Annotated in this window: 15 protein-coding genes and 1 pseudogene; 3 read left to right on the top strand and 13 right to left on the bottom strand. The window is 41.7% G+C overall.

Translation table 11 applies throughout. From position 1 onward, the window contains the following. Positions 1-4: 4 nt before the first annotated feature. From ABID27_RS00615 to ABID27_RS00590, 6 genes are all read right to left on the bottom strand, one after another. Positions 5-865, bottom strand: coding sequence for a methionyl aminopeptidase (locus ABID27_RS00615; RefSeq protein ID WP_253362498.1), 861 nt, complete (start codon positions 863-865; stop codon positions 5-7). Further along, positions 862-1,431, bottom strand: coding sequence for a GNAT family N-acetyltransferase (locus tag ABID27_RS00610; RefSeq protein ID WP_354279534.1), 570 nt, complete (start codon positions 1,429-1,431; stop codon positions 862-864). Before ABID27_RS00610 ends, ABID27_RS00615 begins: the two co-directional genes overlap by 4 nt. Positions 1,432-1,439: 8 nt before the next feature. Continuing rightward, positions 1,440-2,699, bottom strand: coding sequence for a UDP-N-acetylglucosamine 1-carboxyvinyltransferase (gene murA, locus ABID27_RS00605; protein ID WP_354279532.1), 1,260 nt, complete (start codon positions 2,697-2,699; stop codon positions 1,440-1,442). A 162-nt stretch (positions 2,700-2,861) separates the two neighbouring features. Next, complete coding sequence (metK, locus tag ABID27_RS00600; RefSeq protein WP_253362493.1) at positions 2,862-4,052, bottom strand: methionine adenosyltransferase; 1,191 nt, start codon at positions 4,050-4,052, stop codon at positions 2,862-2,864. Positions 4,053-4,575: 523 nt separating this feature from the next. After that, positions 4,576-7,077, bottom strand: a complete 2,502-nt coding sequence (locus ABID27_RS00595; RefSeq protein ID WP_354279530.1) for an Ig-like domain-containing protein — start codon at positions 7,075-7,077, stop codon at positions 4,576-4,578. Between the two features lie 134 nt (positions 7,078-7,211). Next, positions 7,212-7,676 carry a deoxycytidylate deaminase gene (locus tag ABID27_RS00590; protein ID WP_354279528.1) on the bottom strand — a complete coding sequence of 155 codons (465 nt, stop codon included), beginning with the start codon at positions 7,674-7,676 and terminating at the stop codon, positions 7,212-7,214. Positions 7,677-7,790: 114 nt separating this feature from the next. On the opposite strand from ABID27_RS00590, the gene ypfJ reads away from it, so the two are divergent. After that, positions 7,791-8,690 (top strand): KPN_02809 family neutral zinc metallopeptidase, encoded by a 900-nt coding sequence (gene ypfJ, locus ABID27_RS00585; RefSeq protein ID WP_354279526.1) that lies wholly within the window; start codon positions 7,791-7,793, stop codon positions 8,688-8,690. Between the two features lie 27 nt (positions 8,691-8,717). Here the strand turns inward: ypfJ and ABID27_RS00580 are convergent, their stop codons facing one another. Further along, complete coding sequence (locus tag ABID27_RS00580) at positions 8,718-9,749, bottom strand: M42 family metallopeptidase (RefSeq protein ID WP_354279524.1); 1,032 nt, start codon at positions 9,747-9,749, stop codon at positions 8,718-8,720. Positions 9,750-9,813: 64 nt separating this feature from the next. On the opposite strand from ABID27_RS00580, the gene birA reads away from it, so the two are divergent. Next, the gene (gene birA / locus ABID27_RS00575) at positions 9,814-10,767 is read left to right on the top strand and encodes a bifunctional biotin--[acetyl-CoA-carboxylase] ligase/biotin operon repressor BirA (RefSeq protein ID WP_354279522.1); all 954 of its coding nucleotides are present in this window, start codon (positions 9,814-9,816) and stop codon (positions 10,765-10,767) included. On the opposite strand, the gene ABID27_RS00570 is transcribed toward birA, so the two are convergent. The 5 genes from ABID27_RS00570 to ABID27_RS00550 all read right to left on the bottom strand — a co-directional run bounded on the left by ABID27_RS00570 (position 10,727) and on the right by ABID27_RS00550 (position 17,249). Beyond that, positions 10,727-10,921, bottom strand: coding sequence for a DUF3272 family protein (locus ABID27_RS00570; protein ID WP_253362483.1), 195 nt, complete (start codon positions 10,919-10,921; stop codon positions 10,727-10,729). The two genes, birA and ABID27_RS00570, sit on opposite strands and share 41 nt — an antisense overlap. Before the next feature lie 43 nt (positions 10,922-10,964). Next, positions 10,965-12,182, bottom strand: coding sequence for an MFS transporter (locus ABID27_RS00565; protein WP_354279520.1), 1,218 nt, complete (start codon positions 12,180-12,182; stop codon positions 10,965-10,967). Between the two features lie 4 nt (positions 12,183-12,186). After that, positions 12,187-14,685 carry a class III lanthionine synthetase LanKC N-terminal domain-containing protein gene (locus ABID27_RS00560; protein WP_354279518.1) on the bottom strand — a complete coding sequence of 833 codons (2,499 nt, stop codon included), beginning with the start codon at positions 14,683-14,685 and terminating at the stop codon, positions 12,187-12,189. 399 nt (positions 14,686-15,084) lie between these two features. Continuing rightward, positions 15,085-16,752: a DNA polymerase III subunit gamma/tau gene (dnaX, locus tag ABID27_RS00555; protein ID WP_354279516.1), complete on the bottom strand. Its 1,668-nt coding sequence runs from the start codon at positions 16,750-16,752 to the stop codon at positions 15,085-15,087. After that, positions 16,752-17,249, bottom strand: coding sequence for a GAF domain-containing protein (locus ABID27_RS00550; RefSeq protein WP_354279514.1), 498 nt, complete (start codon positions 17,247-17,249; stop codon positions 16,752-16,754). Before ABID27_RS00550 ends, dnaX begins: the two co-directional genes overlap by 1 nt. Before the next feature lie 121 nt (positions 17,250-17,370). Here ABID27_RS00550 and ABID27_RS00545 point away from each other — a divergent pair. Then, a pseudogene (locus tag ABID27_RS00545) lies at positions 17,371-18,233 on the top strand (aldo/keto reductase). Between the two features lie 128 nt (positions 18,234-18,361). Here the strand turns inward: ABID27_RS00545 and leuD are convergent. Further along, positions 18,362-18,961 (bottom strand): 3-isopropylmalate dehydratase small subunit, encoded by a 600-nt coding sequence (leuD, locus tag ABID27_RS00540; RefSeq protein ID WP_253362475.1) that lies wholly within the window; start codon positions 18,959-18,961, stop codon positions 18,362-18,364. Position 18,962 lies beyond the last annotated feature (1 nt).

Genomic DNA, 18,962 nt, shown 5'->3' with positions numbered 1-18,962 from the left:
AATTTTAGTAGGTTCCTTCTTCACCTTGACTGGTCAAAATGACTGGACCATCTTTTGTAATGACAAATTGGTGCTCGTATTGGCATGAAAGTCCGCCATCAAGTGTCTTATGGGCCCAACCTGTTTTCATATCTGTATCAATTTCCCAAGTACCCGTATTGATCATTGGTTCAATGGTCAGAACCATTCCCTCTTTGAGGCGAAGTCCACGGCCTGCTCGACCATAATGCGGTACCATTGGCTCTTCATGCATTGTTGGTCCGACACCGTGTCCAACCAAGTCTTCCACAACTCCATAGCCTAAACCTTCAGCGTATTCTTGGATAGCCGCCCCGATGTCACCGATACGATTGCCAACCTTAGCTTGTGCAATCCCGCGGTAGAGACATTCTTTGGTGACATCCATGAGTTGTTTGACTTCATCAGAAACATTGCCGACTGCATAAGCCCAACAAGAATCCGCCAAGCCACCCTTGTACTCTTGAGTATACTTTTTGACCTGTGCCACATTGTCAAAATCAAGCTTGGAAACATCCACAAGAGACTTATCTAAGGGTTCACTCAAGACCATATCGACCTTGAGAAGGTCCCCATCTTTCAAGATATAGTGACGTGGGAATGCGTGTGCTACCTCATCATTAAGCCCACAGCAAGTTGCATAGGGATAGTCCATCAATGTTCCATCCACACCGATTTGAAGCGGAAGAACATTTGCCTCTTTACAACGACGGCGAACGTACTCTTCTACTTCCCACATATCCACACCAGGTTTAATCAAATCACGTAAGCCAATATGGATACTTGCAAGAAAATCTCCTGCTCGGTCCATTGCTTCAATTTCACGTTGTGATTTTAATGTAATCATTTTTCTTCCTCTACTAATCTAAATTTTGACGCTGTCAGAACAAAGTCAATGTATTGACGTGTTTTTCGACTGTATCGATCACTTCCGCGGTAAGACCGCATCACTTGAAAACCAACTTTCTGCGCCACAGCCTGACTGGCTGCATTTTCAGCATGGGTCTTGAGCAATAACTCCCGTAAACCCAATTGATGGAAGGCTAGAAAGACAATATTCTGTAACGCTTCTGTCATCAGACCCTGATTGCGCCATTCTTTTCGTAAAAAGTAACCAATCTCTGCCTGCCGACTTCGGGTATCCAATTTTTCAAACCGGATAATCCCCAGTAGCTGACGGCTTTTTTTCTCCTCGATGGCCCAAATTCCCAAGGGTTGACGCATAAAGGTTTCCACTAGCAACTCGTCGCTGGTCGCTTTATCTATCACAGCTGGAAAAACAAAGGCTAAGTTCTCTGCATCCGATGCTATTTCATAAAAAGTCTCATTGTGCTTTTCAAACTGAAGAGGACACAGGTACAATCGCGGCGTTTCAAATAAGGCAAATTCTGCTAGCTCTCGCCAAATACTCATCCCAACTCCTAGTCTTCAACCAACTGGATATCTGCACCCAGGGCTTGCAATTTCTCAATGATGTTGGAATAGCCACGCAAGATAAATTCGATATTGGTAATCTCAGTTGTCCCTTGTGCCATCAATCCTGCAATCACCATGGCAGCCCCAGCACGAAGGTCTGTCGCCTTCACCTGAGCACCGGTCAATTGATTTGGTCCCTGGTAAGAAATGTAATTGCTGGTTGTCTTGATATCCGCACCCATCTTGGCCAATTCAGCCACATGTCCAACTCGTTTTTCATAAATGGTATCCAACACACGCCCACTTCCTTCAGCTTTCAAAAGAAGGGGTGTCAATGGTTGCTGCAAATCAGTTGCCAATCCTGGGTAAGGAGCTGTTTTAACAGAAACTGCTTTGAGTTTTTCTTGCTTTTCTACAAAAATCGAATCTTCTGAAACGGTCATGTGAACGCCCATTTCTTCCAATTTTGCAATGTAACTTTCAAGGTGTTCATAAAGGACATTGTCCACATGAATCCCTTGTCCCGCTGCCGCTGCAAGCGCAATGTACGTCCCTGCCTCGATTCGGTCTGGAATCACTTGGTGGCGTGTCCCGTGAAGTGACTCCACTCCCTCAATCGTAATGATATCGGTACCTGCACCACGAATATGAGCACCCATATTGTTCAGCAAGGTTGCCACATCAATAATCTCAGGTTCACGCGCTGCATTTTCGATAACAGTCCGTCCCTTAGCCTTAACCGCCGCCAACATCGTGTTGATGGTCGCACCCACACTGACCGTATCCATATAGATATGCGCGCCATGGATTTGTCCTTCGGTTGCAGTCAAGTGCATATTGCTACCTTCATAAGAAACCGTAGCTCCCATTGCTTCGAAGGCTTTCAAATGCAAGTCAATCGGACGTGGTCCTAAATCACAGCCACCAGGCAAGCCCACAATGGCTTGACCAAATCGCCCCAACAGAGAACCATAAAAATAATAGGATGCCCGCAAGCTGTTGATTTTACCAAATGGCATCGGCATGTCCTGCACACCACGAGGATCAATTTCCAGAGTCTCGCCGTCACGGCGGACAGTTGCTCCCATTGTTTCCATAATATCAATCAAACTATCTACATCTGAGATAGCTGGCACACCATCCAAGGTCACAATTCCATCAGCTAAGATAATGGCAGGAATCAAAGCCACTACTGAATTTTTTGCACCACTAACCGTTACCCATCCTTCCAATGGACGGCCACCGTTTATGACAATTTTTCTCATACTAACAAATCTCTTTCTCAATTTCATCATAAAGACATCCATTTATTATATCATAGTGGTAGAAATAAGGCTAGTGTTTCAATTTTCATCCATGTCTCTCTTGCCTTCATTTGCTTTTAGTAAATCGTAAACCATATAAAAAAACGAACCTCGGCTCGTTTTTTAGTTCAAAACTTGTTTTAAAGCATCCACCTTGTCCAATTTTTCCCATGGAAGATCGATCTCTGTCCGTCCCATATGTCCGTAAGCCGCAGTCTGACGGTAAATTGGGCGTTTCAAATCCAGCATTTGGATAATGCCTGCCGGGCGCAAGTCGAAGACTTGACGAACAGCTGCTTCCAAAGCAGACTCTGCTACTGTGCCTGTACCAAATGTATCCACTCGGACAGAAACAGGATGGGCAACACCAATCGCATAAGCCAACTGAACTTCTGCTTTCTTTGCCAAGCCTGCAGCAACGATATTTTTGGCAATGTAACGCGCAGCGTATGATGCTGAACGGTCAACTTTTGTTGCATCCTTACCAGAGAAGGCACCACCACCATGGCGGGCATAGCCTCCATAAGTATCTACGATAATCTTACGACCCGTCAAACCGGAATCCCCTTGAGGACCTCCAATAACAAAACGACCAGTTGGATTGATAAAGAACTTGGTCTCTTCATCAAGGTATTGAGCTGGAATCACAGCCTTAATGACCTTGTTAATCACATCTTGGTGGATTTGCTCATTGGTCGCTTCTGGGTCATGTTGCGTTGAGATAACGACTGTATCCACACGAACGGGTTGATTGTTTTCATCGTATTCGACTGTTACTTGAGATTTGGCATCTGGGCGTAGGTAGGCAATTTCTCCCGACTTACGTAAATCGGTCAATTTTTTCACCAATTTATGAGACAAGGAAATTGGCAAGGGCATGAGTTCAGGTGTCTCATCAACCGCAAAACCAAACATGAGACCTTGGTCTCCCGCACCAATCAAATTAAGCGGATCTTGGTCTGCATTCCCACGAACTTCCAAAGCTTCATTGACCCCTTGGGCAATATCTGGTGATTGCTCTACCAATGATGGATGTACCCCAACGGATTCAGCTGAAAAACCATATTCTGCCTTATCATAGCCAATTTCAGCAATGGTATCACGTACCACACGGTTAATATCCACATAAGCTGTTGTAGAAATCTCCCCAAACACATGTACCGAACCCGTATACACACAGGTCTCCGCTGCGACGTGAGCCTCTGGATCCTGATCTAAAATAGCATCCAAAATGGCATCTGAAATCTGGTCTGCAATCTTATCTGGGTGCCCCTCAGATACCGACTCAGACGTGAAAAGTTTACGTTCTGACATAAAAATGTCCCCCCTTAAAATAATGTAAATGTCCAACCAATCCGTATCAAACCATTCAACGTAGTTTCTTACCCTTTTTAGAACAATCTAAAAAGTTGGAAAAACTGTCGAGTTACGACGGTTTTTCGATGCTTCGACAACAAGCAAAGAAAAACCTAGTAAGGCAACTCGTCAGTCCGCCCAATAGCGGCTGACGTTAAATGACGAGATACTTTAGTATCCGACATTTAAGTTGAGTTACAAAGAACCGGTCCTCAGCTTGTACGCTGAGTTTGACTGAGCTAAAAATTTTAGTGACGAGGCGATGCAGTCGCAGGCAGTACTGGAGTACGGCAAGACAAATCAACGCTGTCAATAAAAATTTTAGACGGTCAAACCGCCTTTTCGGGACTCTACAGCCATTCTATCACAAAATGTTACCGAAATATAGTCTAAATGTGAATTCTTTCTGATTCCATTATCCACTTAAGGAGCCAATTTATTTCTGAAAAAAGACGAAGATTGCCTCCGTCTTTTGAAACTATTATTTTATCCCGTACCAGGCAATGCCTTCGTACTTCCAGCCGTGCTTAGAAACAAGGACATCTCGCTCATTTTCACTGGTTGTATAGTGATGTGAACCGATCTTTAACTTCGGATTGTACAAGCGATACAGCGGTTTTGATCCGCCCGAATACCAAGCGATTCCTTCATAGGTCCAGCCATGTTTTGAAACAAGGACATTTTTCTCATTTTCACTGGTTGTATAATGGTGGTCTTTTAAGGTTTTATTGTAAAGACGGTAAACTGGAGCACCACTAGCAGGTGCATACCAGCCAATGCCTTCATTTACACCCCAACCGATTCGGACCAATGTGTCTCGTTCATTGATACTTGCAGTGTAAAAATGCTCAAGGTTGTTTCGATTGTAGAGACGATACATGGCAATGCCTTCAGACATAATTTGAATAGTCGCTACGGCTTTTAAGCTGGTCTTTTTCAAACTGCCCTCTACCATCACTACTTTTTCACCAATCAGCGATGTATACTGCTCTGGAATTAAAGCTGGCCAGACTACCGCTTCTTCCGTCACACTACCGTCTGTCCACGTCGCTTTTACAGTTGCTGGTAAAATAGGTGCTTGTTTTGAAATAGTCGATACTTTAACAGGAGTTAGATTTGCGATTGTATGAATCGTAACAGTCGCAGTCGCTTTCAAGTTGATTTTAGCAACAGCACCCGCAACAGAGATATTTTTCTTCGTCGCACTGGTATAATCTACCGCTTTTAAAGCGGACCACGTAACCTTTTCAACCGTTGTAGTGCCATCTGACCAGGTTGCTGTTACACCTGTCGGCAAGAGTGGCGCAATTCCAGTTTTAGTGGAGACGCTTGGTGATGACAAACGTGTAATAGCATGCACCGTGACGCTGGCTGTTGAAGTTAGATTTGTTTTTGAAACAACACCAGATACTTGAAATGCCTTCTTGGTATGACTGGTATAATCTGTTGCTCGAACTGCTGACCATTTGACCGTTTCATTGGTCGTACTACCATCGGTCCATGTCGCTTTTACAGTTGCCGGCAAGGCAGGAGCTGTTCCGGATTTTGTAGAAATAGCTGGCTTCGAAACGCTTGTAATCGCATGGACTGTCAGGAATAGTTTAGATTTCAAATTTGTCTTAGCTACTGTCCCCGAAACCGTAACCACTTTTTTTGCGTTGCTGGTATAATCTGTTGGTTTAAGAGCTGACCAGGTTACTTTTTCAGTTGAGGTCGACTTATCTGTCCAAGTCACCTTAACCATCGCAGGCAGGTTCGGAGCTACAGTCGATTTTGTGGCTACACTGGCATTTTCAACAGAGGAAATCCCCTGTACAGTAACTATCGCCTTAGCTGGAAGCGATGATTTCCCAATTTTACCATTTACAGTAACTGTTTTAGCAGTAGTCCCCGCATTCGTAACATCTACTGCTGGCCATGTCACCACTTCTTGTGTCTTGCTGCCATCTGACCAGATTGCGGTCACAGTCTTAGGTAGAACAACAGCTGTACCCGCCTTCGTTGCTGCTGATACTGGCTGGATGGACTGAATCGCTTTGACTGTGAATGTTTTTGTTGCTGAAACACCGCCTGAACGTGCGGTAATGGTAACTGATCCAGAATTTAAACCTGTAATCATTCCATTGCTATCAACTTGGGCAATCGTTCCATTAGACGATGACCAGTGGACAGCTGGAAAATGTGCTGTAACACTTCCATTCTGGAAACCATCGACGATGACGGTGCCAGACAGCGTCGCAGTCTCTGGAGCACCTGCTCCAATCGCTGAGTTCTTGCTCTCAATTTTTATATTGGACAAGCGGTTGGACTGGACTTCTATGGTTTGAGAAAAGGCACCATACTGTCCAGTTGCACTTTCATTCAGACCAGTTTTATGGGAGAAAGCTTGTGCAGATGTATGGAAATAGCGACGATCTCCAATAAAAGTCCCCATCCCCATGTGATTGTAGGCTGGATTGATCATACTGACATAATGGCCAGTTTGACCTTTCGAGACACCCGTTTTCTTGTAGGTAACGTAGTCCGCTTTTTCACTATAAAATTGCTCAATCGCCTTCATCATAGAATCGGCATTCTCTGCATAGTTCCAAGCCAAATTCTCTGCGAAAGACGAAACACCATTCGAGCTGATAGAAAATGTATCCTTTCCACTCGGGCGTTGGTGGGCCTGATGAAGGTAGGCTTCTGCCGCTCTCGTTTGCGCAATGACCTCTAGATCATAAGACCACTTAATCGGTACGTACTTGTCTGCCAAGCCTTCTCTGGCAGCTTCTTGACGGATTTGATTGATCCTATCTAGAACCCTTTGTTTCCCTGGACTCACAAAAGTACCGTCTACGGTAATCAAAGTATTTCCTGGGCTAGCCACGGTGACATCCGTACCTCGATTCGTAGCTGCCCAGACAGTTGCATTTCCAAGCGCTCCAACACTTAAAAATAAGCACAGAATCAAAATGAGCTTTATGAATACATTCTTTTTCATATTGTATCCCCTTTATGTTTTTTAGTTATAGTTATTCTAGCATAAAATTTTATCAAAAAATAGTCACTTGTATAAAAAATACATCCTTGCTGCAAGAATGTATCCTTCATATTGGGTTGCTACTATTTCCCTTTCTAGATAAAATCTGCATCTTGAATCGCTTTTTTAACAACATCTAGCGGCAAATGTACCAATTCACAACCTTTTTCTTTGTAGAGATAGGTTGCGTACTCATCCATCCGATATTCATTGATGTAGACCACGCGCTTACAACCTACTTGGAGCAACTGCTTAGAGCAATTGAGGCAGGGAAAATGTGTCACATAAGCCGTGAATCCTTTCGGAATACCGCGTTCTGCACCTTGTAAAATGGTATTGATTTCTGCGTGAATAGTCCGTACACAATGGCCATCTACCATGAGACACTCCCTATCTAGACAATGTTCTGTCCCTGACACCGAACCATTATAGCCCGTTGCGATGACCTTATTGTCCTTGACCAAGACCGCACCAACCTTGGCCCGCTTACAAGTAGCACGATTGGCAATCAGCAAGGCCTGCGCTGCAAAATATTCATCCCACGCTAATCGATTCTCCACAAAATCACCTCCAATTTTTCTTTTATTATACTATGAAAAGGCTGATAAAAAAAGAGTGCTTGGCTTTTCTTTTTGACTTTCTTACTATATAATAAAAGGGAAAGTGAGTATCTTATGAAAATAGATGATTTAGAACAAAGTAAACATGTCGAAGACCGTCGTGGTCAATCCGGCAACCAGTATTCAAGTAGATCTGGAAATGGTTTGGGAATGCTCCTGCAACTTCTGATGTCTTCTGGACGAGGAAAATGGCTAGTTATTCTTATCCTCATTGTTGCCTTTGTCGGTGGAGGCATGAATTTAGGAGACCTGTTTGGCGCTAGTTCGTACCAAGCCAACTATTCTACACAGCAGACTGCTTCTCCTTCTGCATCAGACAAGGATGCTGTTTTTGTCAGCAAAATCTTCCAATCCACCGAAGACTTTTGGCAAGAAGAATTTGCCCAAAATGGTAAATCTTACCAAGCACCAACCATGGTTCTTTACTCTGGGAAAACTCAGACCAACGGATGCGGAGTTGGAAGTGCACAAGCTGGCCCATTTTACTGCCCAGCAGATAAAAAAGTATATATCGACCTCAGTTTTTACAAAGAGTTATCCACCAAATACAATGCGGCAGGCGACTTCGCTATGGCCTATGTCATTGCCCACGAGGTCGGACACCACGTCCAAAATCAAGTCGGTACGATGGACAGCTACACACGTGCCCGCCAAGGTAAATCAGAAAAAGTCGCCAACGCTCTGAATGTTCGTCTGGAACTGCAAGCTGATTATTATGCTGGTGCGTGGTCCAAATATGTCAAACAGCAGGGGCTTTTAGAAATTGGCGATATCGATGAAGCCTTAGCTGCCGCTCATGCTGTCGGAGATGATACCCTCCAAGAAGCCGCCTATGGTACTTCTGTTCCAGATAGCTTCACGCACGGCTCGTCCGCCCAACGTCAAAAATGGTTCAAACGCGGATACCAATACGGCGACATCCAGCACGGTGATACCTTCTCAAGTGATATATAAAAAGAGCTCCTCACAGAGCTCTTTTTATTACATCATAGCTGACTTCAAATAAACATCCACCATTTTTTCCGTTGCAACAACTGAATCCATGTGGGTCCGTTCGTAGGAGTGGCTTGACTCGATACCAGCACCAAGAAGAGCGTGACGTACGTCCGCACCAGCTCGCATCGCTGCCGAAGCATCACTTCCGTAGTAAGGATAAATATCTAATTTGAATGGAATCTGATTTTCCTGAGCCAAGGCAACCAAGTGTTGGCGCAATTCATAGTGATAGGGGCCTGAACCGTCTTTGACACAGATAGAAACCGTGTATTCATCCGTTTGTTGGTCGTCACCCATGGCACCCATATCCACCGCTAGGTATTCCACTGTTTGAGCAGGGAGACTAGAGTTAGCACCGTAGCCAATTTCCTCATTGTTTGAGAAGTAGAAATGAGTCGTATAAGGAAGGACGACTCCTTCTTCTTTGTAAACTTTCAAGAGATGAATCAAAATGGCAGCTGACACCTTGTCATCCAAATGACGGCTCTTGATGAAACCTGACTCTGTCACTCTTGTCCGCGGATCAAAGGAAATAAAGTCACCAACTTCAATTCCCAAAGCACGCGTTTCAGCAGCAGTCGTTACTTTTTCGTCCAAACGAATTTCCATGTTGGTTTGATTGCGCTCTGCGGTATTGGCATCGCGGTAAACGTGAACGGAAGTTTGGTGCATGAGAATGGTACCTGTATAAGTTTTTCCATTGCTTGCCACGTGAATCAAACAGTTTTCTCCCTCGATAGACGGATAACCAAATCCACCAACCAAGTCCATTTTAAGGCGACCATCCGGTTTAACCGCACGGACAATGGCACCTAAAGTATCCAAGTGAGCTGTTACCACACGGTGTTCCTGGTCATTTTCCCCTTGAACAGAAACCATGACACCACCCTTAGGTGTCTTATGCGCAGCATAGCCAAAACTTTCTACCTCTGCCTTAATGTAATCCATGATAGCTGTAGTAAAGCCCGTTGGAGATGGGGTATTGGTTAATTTTACAATATAATCAAGTGTATTCATGAAGCCTCCTTTTTGCATGACTCCATTATACCATCTATCAGGATATTTTTGTTATACTAATAGTATGAAAACATACGAAAAAATTTATCTCCTACTGGCACAATCCGCCAGTGCTATCAGCGGTGAAGAATTGGCAAAGGGACTGGGAATTTCACGTACAGCCGTTTGGAAAGCCATCCAGCAACTTGAAAAACAAGGACTTGTGATTAATGCCGTACAAAATGTCGGCTATAAACTTATCAAAGGAGACCTGCTGGTTTCCGATTGGATTTCCCAGCAACTCGACCTGCCTGTCCACTACAACCCAACTAGTCGCTCGACACAGTTGGATGCCAAAATCGGATTGGAAAAGGGGAATAGCGCTCCTGCAATTTATCTAGCTCCCAATCAAGAAGCGGCGCGTGGTCGATTTGGTCGTGCATTTTTTGCCCAAGCAGGCGGCATTTATATGACTCTTCATCTGACGCCCCAGGCTTCCTTTTCTCAGGTGAAGCCCTATACCGTCCTAGTTGCGGCAGCTATTGTCACAGCTATTAACAATCTAACCGGTCTTCAGCCACAAATCAAATGGGTCAATGACATCTACCTCCATAACAAAAAAATGGCAGGAATATTGACAGAGGCTATTTCATCCATTGAAAATCAAACAGTCACTGATATGATGATTGGTATCGGACTGAACTTTCACTTGGACCATTTCCCAAAAGAGTTAGAAAACAAGGCCGGTAACCTTTTTCAAGAGGTGCCTAGCATTACGCGCAATGAACTCATCGCAGAAATCTGGCGTGTCTTTTTCACTTATACCGACGACCAACTGGTGGCTATCTATAAAGAAAACTCACTCGTTCTCGGCAAACAAGTGAGCTTTATGGAAAATCAACTAGCATATGAGGGAATCGCCACTGCTATCACAGACAAAGGTGAACTGTTCGTCCGATTGAATAGCGGGCAGGAAAAAATCTTATCTAGCGGGGAAATTAGTCTTTCTTCTTGGGACGAGTCGTCACAGCCTCAATAAATTTTGTTACACGGTAACTAAAACGCAGATTGCGGAAAACAAAAAAAGCATACAAGCAAGCCCAGAAATAATCTCCTGCAAGAAAAGCTGCATTCATCCAGTAAGTCGCAAGAGCCGTAAAAATAGCTAAAAATAAAAATTGTGAAACTCTCATATCATTAGTATAGCAAAAAAACAACCAATAGGCTGTTTTTTTGCTATTTCACGGACTTAATTTTCAATAATAAAAAACTTGCAAAAGCTAAAATTCCCATTGATAGATAGGCTGCTAATTCCGTGTGCTGTGTTGCCACAAACACCATAAACATAGATAACAAACTGACTATGCACGTCAACAAGAAACCCAGAGCAGATTCTATTGCGCCCATTTTATCTTCTGGAATTTGTTTAAAAAATAATTCTTGAAGTTTTGGATTGATTATTCCCAAGAAGAAGGCATTGCCGAGAGCGCCAAGGAGAATTAAACCAAAACTTGAAAACAATATCCCCAGTGTCATAAGAAAACTTGCTAAATTAGAAAATAGAATAGCCTGTTGTATAGATATTTTTTTCATCAAAAAAGCTGTACCCACATTCCCAAATAGCATTCCTAGAAAAATAATAACAGATAATAACCCTAAGGAAAATCCTATCGACAACCCCAGAAAACTATGTTTCATCAACAATAAACTAGATAAAGGCATCATCATACCTAAAATACTTTGACCAATTGCTACTACTGTATACAACTTTAACACTGTTGAAAAATGAAACAATACTTGTAACGATTGCCAAATATGTAGGAAATAATTTTTCACATTAAAGTCTGTTACCTGCGGTAGTTCTTTTTCATACCCTCTCAAATCCTTACGAATATAAAATAATCCACCAAAAGCAAATAGGAAAGTCAAAGCGTTGATTATCGCAAACCATTGCAGACTGACAAAGCCTAAGGCTACCCCACCACAAAGATTGGCAAATACTTGCACAACGCTCCCAATTGCTTGATTAAAGCCCATTGCTTCAGCAACATCTTCACTAAGTAACTTTATAAATATAGGAGTTATCATTGAACCTGTAAATCGGCCAAACATATCAGAAAATAAATTGATAATACAAATAATTGCAACACTTAGAATTGTTAAATCGCTTCCTGATAATACTGCTACAAAGCTATAGAGAATAAACTTCATAAAACCTAATACTAAACATTTGGTAATTCTATTTTTTTGAAAATCTGCAAAGCTTCCGATAAATAACTGAAGTATCTGCGGCAACTGCTCCGAAACAGTGATTAGTAAAACCGCCAATGGAGCAAAGGAATAACCCGATACTGCTTGCATAATCGCCAAATAAAACATAGTATCACCCAATAAAGAGATACTTTGATTCAGCGCAAGTTGTCTAAAATCTCTGTTTTTTAGAAAAACATTCATATTTTCACTTCCTATCTAAACTAAATAAAAATTTCTCTTTTAAAATTGTCCAGTAAACTCCAAGTGTTCCTGTACCAAAGTCAAAAACTGATTGACTAGGATCTTCACTTTGAAAAATCAGATATCCATCTGAATTTCGATAAGATCGTGTGAGCAAGATAGCTACAATTTTTTCATACAGTTCTTCATTTTCTGTATATACAACTGTTTGTAAGAGACTAGCTAAACCATGGCAATAGCTTGTTCCCATGTTAAGATGCTGCTTAAACAGTTCATTTTGAACTTGGATCAACAATGAATGATATTTTTTCTGTTCAACTAAACACAAGTACAATAATAAACCAGAATAACCTTCACACCATGAATAATCTAGCGATTCCAATTTATCAAAGCCGACTACTAATTGATTTTTTATTTTATCTGCAATAGTATTCGAAAAATTTTGTATTACTTTATCATAAGTTGGATCCTCATAAAATTGAGAATAGCAATGCAATACATAAGCAAGACCCGCCTGACCATGGGCAAAGCCAAATTCTATCAAAGTATTAGCCGTTGTAGTGGAAAAAGATTGGAAAATCTCTTGAATATTCTCTTTAATAAACAAATCAACTCGTTCATCTTCTATAATACTTGCATATTTCATTAAAGATAAGAGTATGCCAGCTTTTCCCAAAGCAAAATCTACATGTTGCTCACTGTGGTAGTTTTCCATTAGCGTTTGACTGATATGCTCACAAATAGAGCGATAATAGATCGCGCTACTAGTTTGGAAAAGTTCAAGCATCGACCATAAATAACCTGCACGCCCAAATAGTAAGGAATTCTCATAACCAGAAGGCGGTAGTACACTTATCACTTCTTCAACTCGAGAAATTAAATTCCTTATTTTCTCTGTCTTTTCCTCCTGAACTCTATTCGTCATTATTAGATAACCAGCCAAGCCATGTTGCATTGATTGTGGACTAACAAATTCGCCAAATTCACTTGATTTAGCAATTCTACCACGCTTATCTACCGTTCGTTCTAATAAACCATCTATGATGACAGCAAGTTCTTCATGAAAATTATTTGATGGAAACTGAACTGGATGAGGTCGTATAGGTACCTTACTTTTATCTTCAAAGAGCATTGGAATATCTTGAACAATCCGTGTCGTTTCACTCATCATTAACACCGTTTTTATCCAATTCGCTTGCAATGGTGTTATATTATCCGACTCCACTGCAAAATCAATCGCCAACAATACCTTTTGTAAGAGACTAAAATTTGATTTTTCATCTCCTTTTGAAAAAGGAAGTACGTGTCCTAGCAAAATAGCCAGTGCCACCATACCAAGGGCAAAATAATCTTGCTGTATCGTCGCAACTGATAAATCCTTATCTTGATTCAACATCCCTGGTGTTTGAACTCGTCTAACCGGATTCTTTTCTTTACTAATATTTTCTAAATCAATTAAGATTACTTGCCCGTTTTCTCTATAGATAAAATTCGTTGGAGACAAATCTATCAACAAATAACCTGAACGGTGAAGTTCATTAACGATTTGAATAATATTTCGAATATATTCTTCTTTCTGTCTAGCAGAAATCCCTTTCTCTAAGACTAGCTCAAAAAAATTGTTTCCAGCTATTTCCGTTTGAACCAAAAAATAATTTCCATCCACATAAAAATCATCTACGTAATCAGCAGTATAACTTTTATCTGAAAATTCCTGTAGCATCATTTTCTCATTTTTTAATTCATCTACTGCAAACCACTCTCCTTTGGAGTCATTTCCTACGAAAGGTCTAGCTTGTTTGATAATTACAGACTGTTCTGTATCTTTTTTGATAGCTCGATACACATTTCCCCGATTTGATTTTTTTATGATAGAAATAAAATGATAATCTTTAAGTTTTGAACTTACTGAAGTTTCTTTTCCATTTGAAAAATAATATTTCGTTTCTTCTTCAGAAAATAATGGAGCTACCCATTCTGGAGTATACGGTGAACTCCTCCGAATATCTTCCACAAGAATCCCTTTATCATCTTCTACCATGTAGAGTACTTCATTCTTTTCTTGATTAAATACCCGCTGCGCTTGGAAACCACCATATCGATAATGAATTGGCGAATTTGCCCCGCATTGATGATCACTCATAATTTGAGGAGCTTGATAATCCTTTAACAAATCTTTCAGCTGAAAAATTAATTTTCTAGCTTTTTCGCCATCATTCGGATAAATCGTTATAAATTTGTTAGCAGTTGGAGTACTATTTCTAGGAGAATTGATTTCTGCTAACACTTGACTATTTTTAGCTACCTTGAAATTACATTTTTCTTGTAATAACAATTGTGAGACCCGTTCAAAAATAGCAAGAGCATCTGTCATCTGACTACTAATATGTATCTTCCAACCCTGATTTTTAAGTTTACTCCCAAAAGCATAATAAACCCACGTCCCATTGTCTTCTTGAGCAATGGATTTGAAACTAGTAATTGCATTTTTTAATAAATCCATATTTTATACCTTTAAAATTGGCAGGCATAGAATAATCCATACCTGCCCAACAAACTATTAGCCTGCTCCCGTAACACCACAAATCACAATCGTTGATCCGCAAAGCTTCCATCCATATGATCGTGTGTATTCTACTGGCAATGCCTCCAATTCAAGTACTGAATTCATATTTTATCTCCTTTTCTATTTAGTTGAACTCTCGTTCTCAATTAAACTATTCGCAATAAATTCAAAAAAATCAACAATTAGTTCAAATTTTTAAAAAAATAAGACTTTTTACCAACATGAATCATGATTCTGATGGTAAAAAGTCTTATTTTGTATCACTTTAAAGACAAGCTAGGCATTGCTCATTTTTTGTACTATTTAGAGTTAGAGCAATCAGCTCAACACTCATGTCTAATCCTCCATAATAGTCACATTATCCGCTAAAAATTGAAAACCGTCTGGGAGGACCGACTCTTCCTTTTCTTCAACAGTCTCTGATTTTTGCCCTTTGACCTTGGCTGAGAACTCCGCGCGAATTGCCAACCAATCTTCTTCAGCAATGGCTAAAATCTGAGGCGAGAAGCCTGCGGCAGTGCTAAGAATATTGCCAAACATAGTATTGAGATTGTCCCGCTTCATGGTCTGCTCGGCATTGAATCGCGAGTCAAAGGCCAAGATAGCATGATTTTCATTGGCGGCTACTGGTTTTGACCCCACCAAGAGCGCCTTATCCGCGCCAGCCAAACTTTCAATCACTTCTCCCCAAGCATTCTGCAAGCGGATGAGATTTTCACGCGCAAGATTTGGATTTTCCATCGCTTCTTGCAAAATCAAGTGTACGCGATTGGTATCCGGACGATAGGCCTTGCGTGTCTGAGTCTTGCGACTGACTGGTTTGACTTCTACCGATTGGGTCGAAAGGCTATTAACCTTTTCTTGCAAGGCGACAACTTGAGATTGCAATCCAGCAATCTGCTGAGCAATATTTTCAGGAATAGCATCCGCTGGCTGAACAGCCTTGGTCTGCGCCAATTGAATGGTCAGCATCTCAGCATAAATCTTAGGCTGGGGACTGGATTTGATATCCGAGAGCCCCTTGGTCACTTGACCAATCAACTGAAAAATCTGACTCTGTTCCAGTGAGAGATTATCCGTAAATGCCGTACTAAAATGCGTATTTTCCCCACCAGTTTGGACAATAATCAAATCTCTGAGGTAATGAAGCAAATCCGTCGCAAACCGTGTCATACTTTTTCCATTGTCAAAAATGGTCTGAAGCTGCGCCAATGCTCCCACTGCATCCTCTTGCCGCACCGCTGTCACATAATCATCCAGAGCAGAAAGACTGATAGAGCCTGTGATTTCCTCTGCAATGGCAAGGGAGACATGACTTTCCTGACTGAGACTGAGAGCTTGGTCTAGGATAGACAAGGCGTCCCGCATCCCACCTTCTGCGCGACGAGCAATCATTGCCAGAGCCTGCTCCTCGTAAGAAATCCCTTCTTTCTCTAAAATCCAAGCCAAATGCGCACGGATAGCTGACGTCTGGATAGCCTTGAATTCAAAACGTTGCACACGGGACAAAATTGTCGCCGGAATCTTGTGCAATTCAGTCGTCGCAAGAATGAAAACCACATTTTCAGTTGGTTCTTCCAGTGTCTTCAAGAGAGCATTGAAAGCCCCTGTGGACAACATGTGGACCTCATCGATGATATAGACCTTGTATTTGGCCAAACTCGGTGCATAAGTAGACTTATCTCGAATCTCACGAATCTCATCCACACCATTGTTGGAAGCTGCATCGATTTCGATGACGTCCTCTAGACTACCTTCCGTAATAGCTTTACAGATGTAGCAGTCATTACAAGGCTCCCCGTTCACCTGATTAGGGCAATTCATGGCCTTGGCAAAAATCTTGGCCGCCGAAGTCTTCCCTGTTCCACGTGGACCTGAAAATAGGTAGGCGTGGCTAATTTTTTCCTGCTCGATAGCTTGACGAAGCGTTGTGGCAACGACTTCCTGCCCCACCATTTCCTCAAAGGTCTGGCTGCGGTATTTTCGATAAAGCGCTTGGTACATTAGTTTCTCTCTCCAAACATGGCAAAATTCCAGTTCGTTTTTTCAATCAAAATGGCAACAAATTGCTCCAAAAATTCTTGGTCAATAGCGTCATAATCCCCAACCAAACTCGAATCCAAGTCCAATACTCCTAGCAGTTTCCCATCTTTTACCATGGGCACCACGATTTCAGACATGGCTGTGCTATCGCAAGAAATGTAGTTGGCATGCGTCCGCACATCATCCACAATCAAGGTTTTCCCTGTTTGAGCGGATTCGCCACAGACACCCTTTCCTAGTGCAATATGGACGCAAGAAACATGACCTTGGAAGGGTCCCAACATCAATTCTTGTCCATCAAAAAGGTAAAATCCTGTGAAAACAGAATTAGGCAAGGCCTGTCTTAACAAGGCAGAGGCATTTGAAAGGTTGGATAAAGCATTCCATTCCCCATCTAAGAGAGCTTCGTGCTGAGCCAATAACAACTGATACTGTGATATTTTTTCTTGTGTTTTCATAAGGGTATTATACCATATAATGTGAAGAGAAAGCACTTCCGACTGTGAGCACTTCTACCTTACTGGCTAAAAAAAGAACTTTGTGCCATAATGTCAACATACAAGCAGATTGGAGACTAACATGCAATACTTTACCTTAAATAATGGTGTACAAATGCCAGCAATTGGCTTTGGTGTCTTTAAAATTCCCAGAGAAAAAACAGAACAAGCCGTATTAGATGCGATTGAAGTCGGATACCGAAAATTTGATACCGCACAAAGTTATTACGACGAAGAAGAACTAGGAAATGCGTTGAAAGCATCTGGACTAAAACAAGAAGAATACTTCGTAACCACAAAAGTTTGGATTGACCACTATGACTACGACAAAACCATCACATCCGTAGAAGAAAGCCTGAAAAAACTCCAGTTAGACTATGTTGATTTGGTACTGCTCCATCAGCCTTTCGGTGATTATTATGGTGCTTACAGGGCTTTGATTGAGCTGAAAAAAGCAGGAAAAATCCGAGCAATCGGCGTCTCTAACTTCTATCCAGACAGATTGACGGATATTGCAGAGTTTAGCGAAGAAGTCCCTCAAGTCAATCAAATTGAAATTAACCCATTTTTTGTGCAAAATGATGCGATTGAAAATATGAAATCAGAAGGTGTTCTTGCCGAGGCTTGGGGACTTTTCCGAGAAGGAAAAGATGGTATTTTTACCAATACAACCTTACAAGAAATCGGTAGTCACTACAATAAGAGCGTCACACAAATCATTCTACGATGGCTCTATCAAAAGGTGTTTCTACAAACTGTAAATCATCTAAAAAAGAAAGAATGCAAGAAAATTTTGACCTCTTTGACTTCACTTTAACAGATGAGGAGATGAAAAAGACTGACCAATTAGATACAAATACGAGCTTGTTTATGGACCACCGAACAGTCGGTGCAGTTAAACGGTTTAAAGTATTGATAGAGGAACGACGCAAAATGAATGGGTAAATCCGATTTACCTCAAATCAGAATTGTCAGCGAACCTACAAGTAGACTTTCTGCCCTCCCTACCTCTCAGCCGAACAAAAGCACCTACTCCTAGAAGTAAGTACTTTTGTTCGTTTTTTTGTATTTAGTTATTTCCTTTGCTGCCAGTAACTAGGGCGTTTTTGCTCATATTGGGCAATCAAGTCCTCATATTGCAGGGTAATGCCGATGTCATCTAGGCCGTTCAAGAGCTTGTGCTTCCAGTCAGCATCCATGTCAAAGTCAAATGTTCCAACTGGTGAGATAATTTTCTGCTGCTCCAAGTCAACCGTCACTTCTTGGTCCGGACTTAGCCCAGCTAACTTTTCCCGCACCTCACGAGGTTGGACAATGGGTAAAATCCCATTATTGAGGTCATTGTTATAGTGAATATCACCAAAAGAACCCGCAATAATCACACGAAAACCATAGTCTGCCAAGGCCCATGCCGCATGTTCCCGCGAAGAACCTGCCCCAAAATTGTCGCCGCTAATCAAAATACTGGCCTTACGATAAGGGGCATGATTTAGGATAAAATCAGGATTTTCCGTGTAAGCATCATCCAGATAACGCCAGGCATAGAGCAAGTATTTCCCAAAACCTTTTTTATCAATCAACTTCAAAAATTGCTTGGGCAAGAGCTGATCGGTGTCAATATTGTCATTCATAAGAGGAACTGTTGTCCCTCTGTAAATCGTAAATTCTTGCACA

It is taken from the genome of Streptococcus gallinaceus, from assembly GCF_040545695.1.
GTDB classification, from domain to species: Bacteria; Bacillota; Bacilli; order Lactobacillales; family Streptococcaceae; genus Streptococcus; species Streptococcus gallinaceus.
The sequence above is the reverse complement of the archived record's forward strand: the minus strand, read 5'-3'. Positions and strand labels throughout refer to the sequence as shown.

Excerpts from the sequence above, each read along its gene's own strand:
- ABID27_RS00615 (WP_253362498.1), bottom strand. The coding sequence starts at position 865 with ATGATTACATTAAAATCACAACGTGAAATTGAAGCAATGGACCGAGCA.
- ABID27_RS00610 (WP_354279534.1), bottom strand. The coding sequence starts at position 1,431 with ATGAGTATTTGGCGAGAGCTAGCAGAATTTGCCTTATTTGAAACGCCG.
- murA (WP_354279532.1), bottom strand. The coding sequence starts at position 2,699 with ATGAGAAAAATTGTCATAAACGGTGGCCGTCCATTGGAAGGATGGGTA.
- metK (WP_253362493.1), bottom strand. The coding sequence starts at position 4,052 with ATGTCAGAACGTAAACTTTTCACGTCTGAGTCGGTATCTGAGGGGCAC.
- ABID27_RS00595 (WP_354279530.1), bottom strand. The coding sequence starts at position 7,077 with ATGAAAAAGAATGTATTCATAAAGCTCATTTTGATTCTGTGCTTATTT.
- ypfJ (WP_354279526.1), top strand. The coding sequence starts at position 7,791 with ATGAAAATAGATGATTTAGAACAAAGTAAACATGTCGAAGACCGTCGT.
- ABID27_RS00580 (WP_354279524.1), bottom strand. The coding sequence starts at position 9,749 with ATGAATACACTTGATTATATTGTAAAATTAACCAATACCCCATCTCCA.
- birA (WP_354279522.1), top strand. The coding sequence starts at position 9,814 with ATGAAAACATACGAAAAAATTTATCTCCTACTGGCACAATCCGCCAGT.
- ABID27_RS00570 (WP_253362483.1), bottom strand. The coding sequence starts at position 10,921 with ATGAGAGTTTCACAATTTTTATTTTTAGCTATTTTTACGGCTCTTGCG.
- ABID27_RS00565 (WP_354279520.1), bottom strand. The coding sequence starts at position 12,182 with ATGAATGTTTTTCTAAAAAACAGAGATTTTAGACAACTTGCGCTGAAT.
- ABID27_RS00560 (WP_354279518.1), bottom strand. The coding sequence starts at position 14,685 with ATGGATTTATTAAAAAATGCAATTACTAGTTTCAAATCCATTGCTCAA.
- dnaX (WP_354279516.1), bottom strand. The coding sequence starts at position 16,752 with ATGTACCAAGCGCTTTATCGAAAATACCGCAGCCAGACCTTTGAGGAA.
- ABID27_RS00550 (WP_354279514.1), bottom strand. The coding sequence starts at position 17,249 with ATGAAAACACAAGAAAAAATATCACAGTATCAGTTGTTATTGGCTCAG.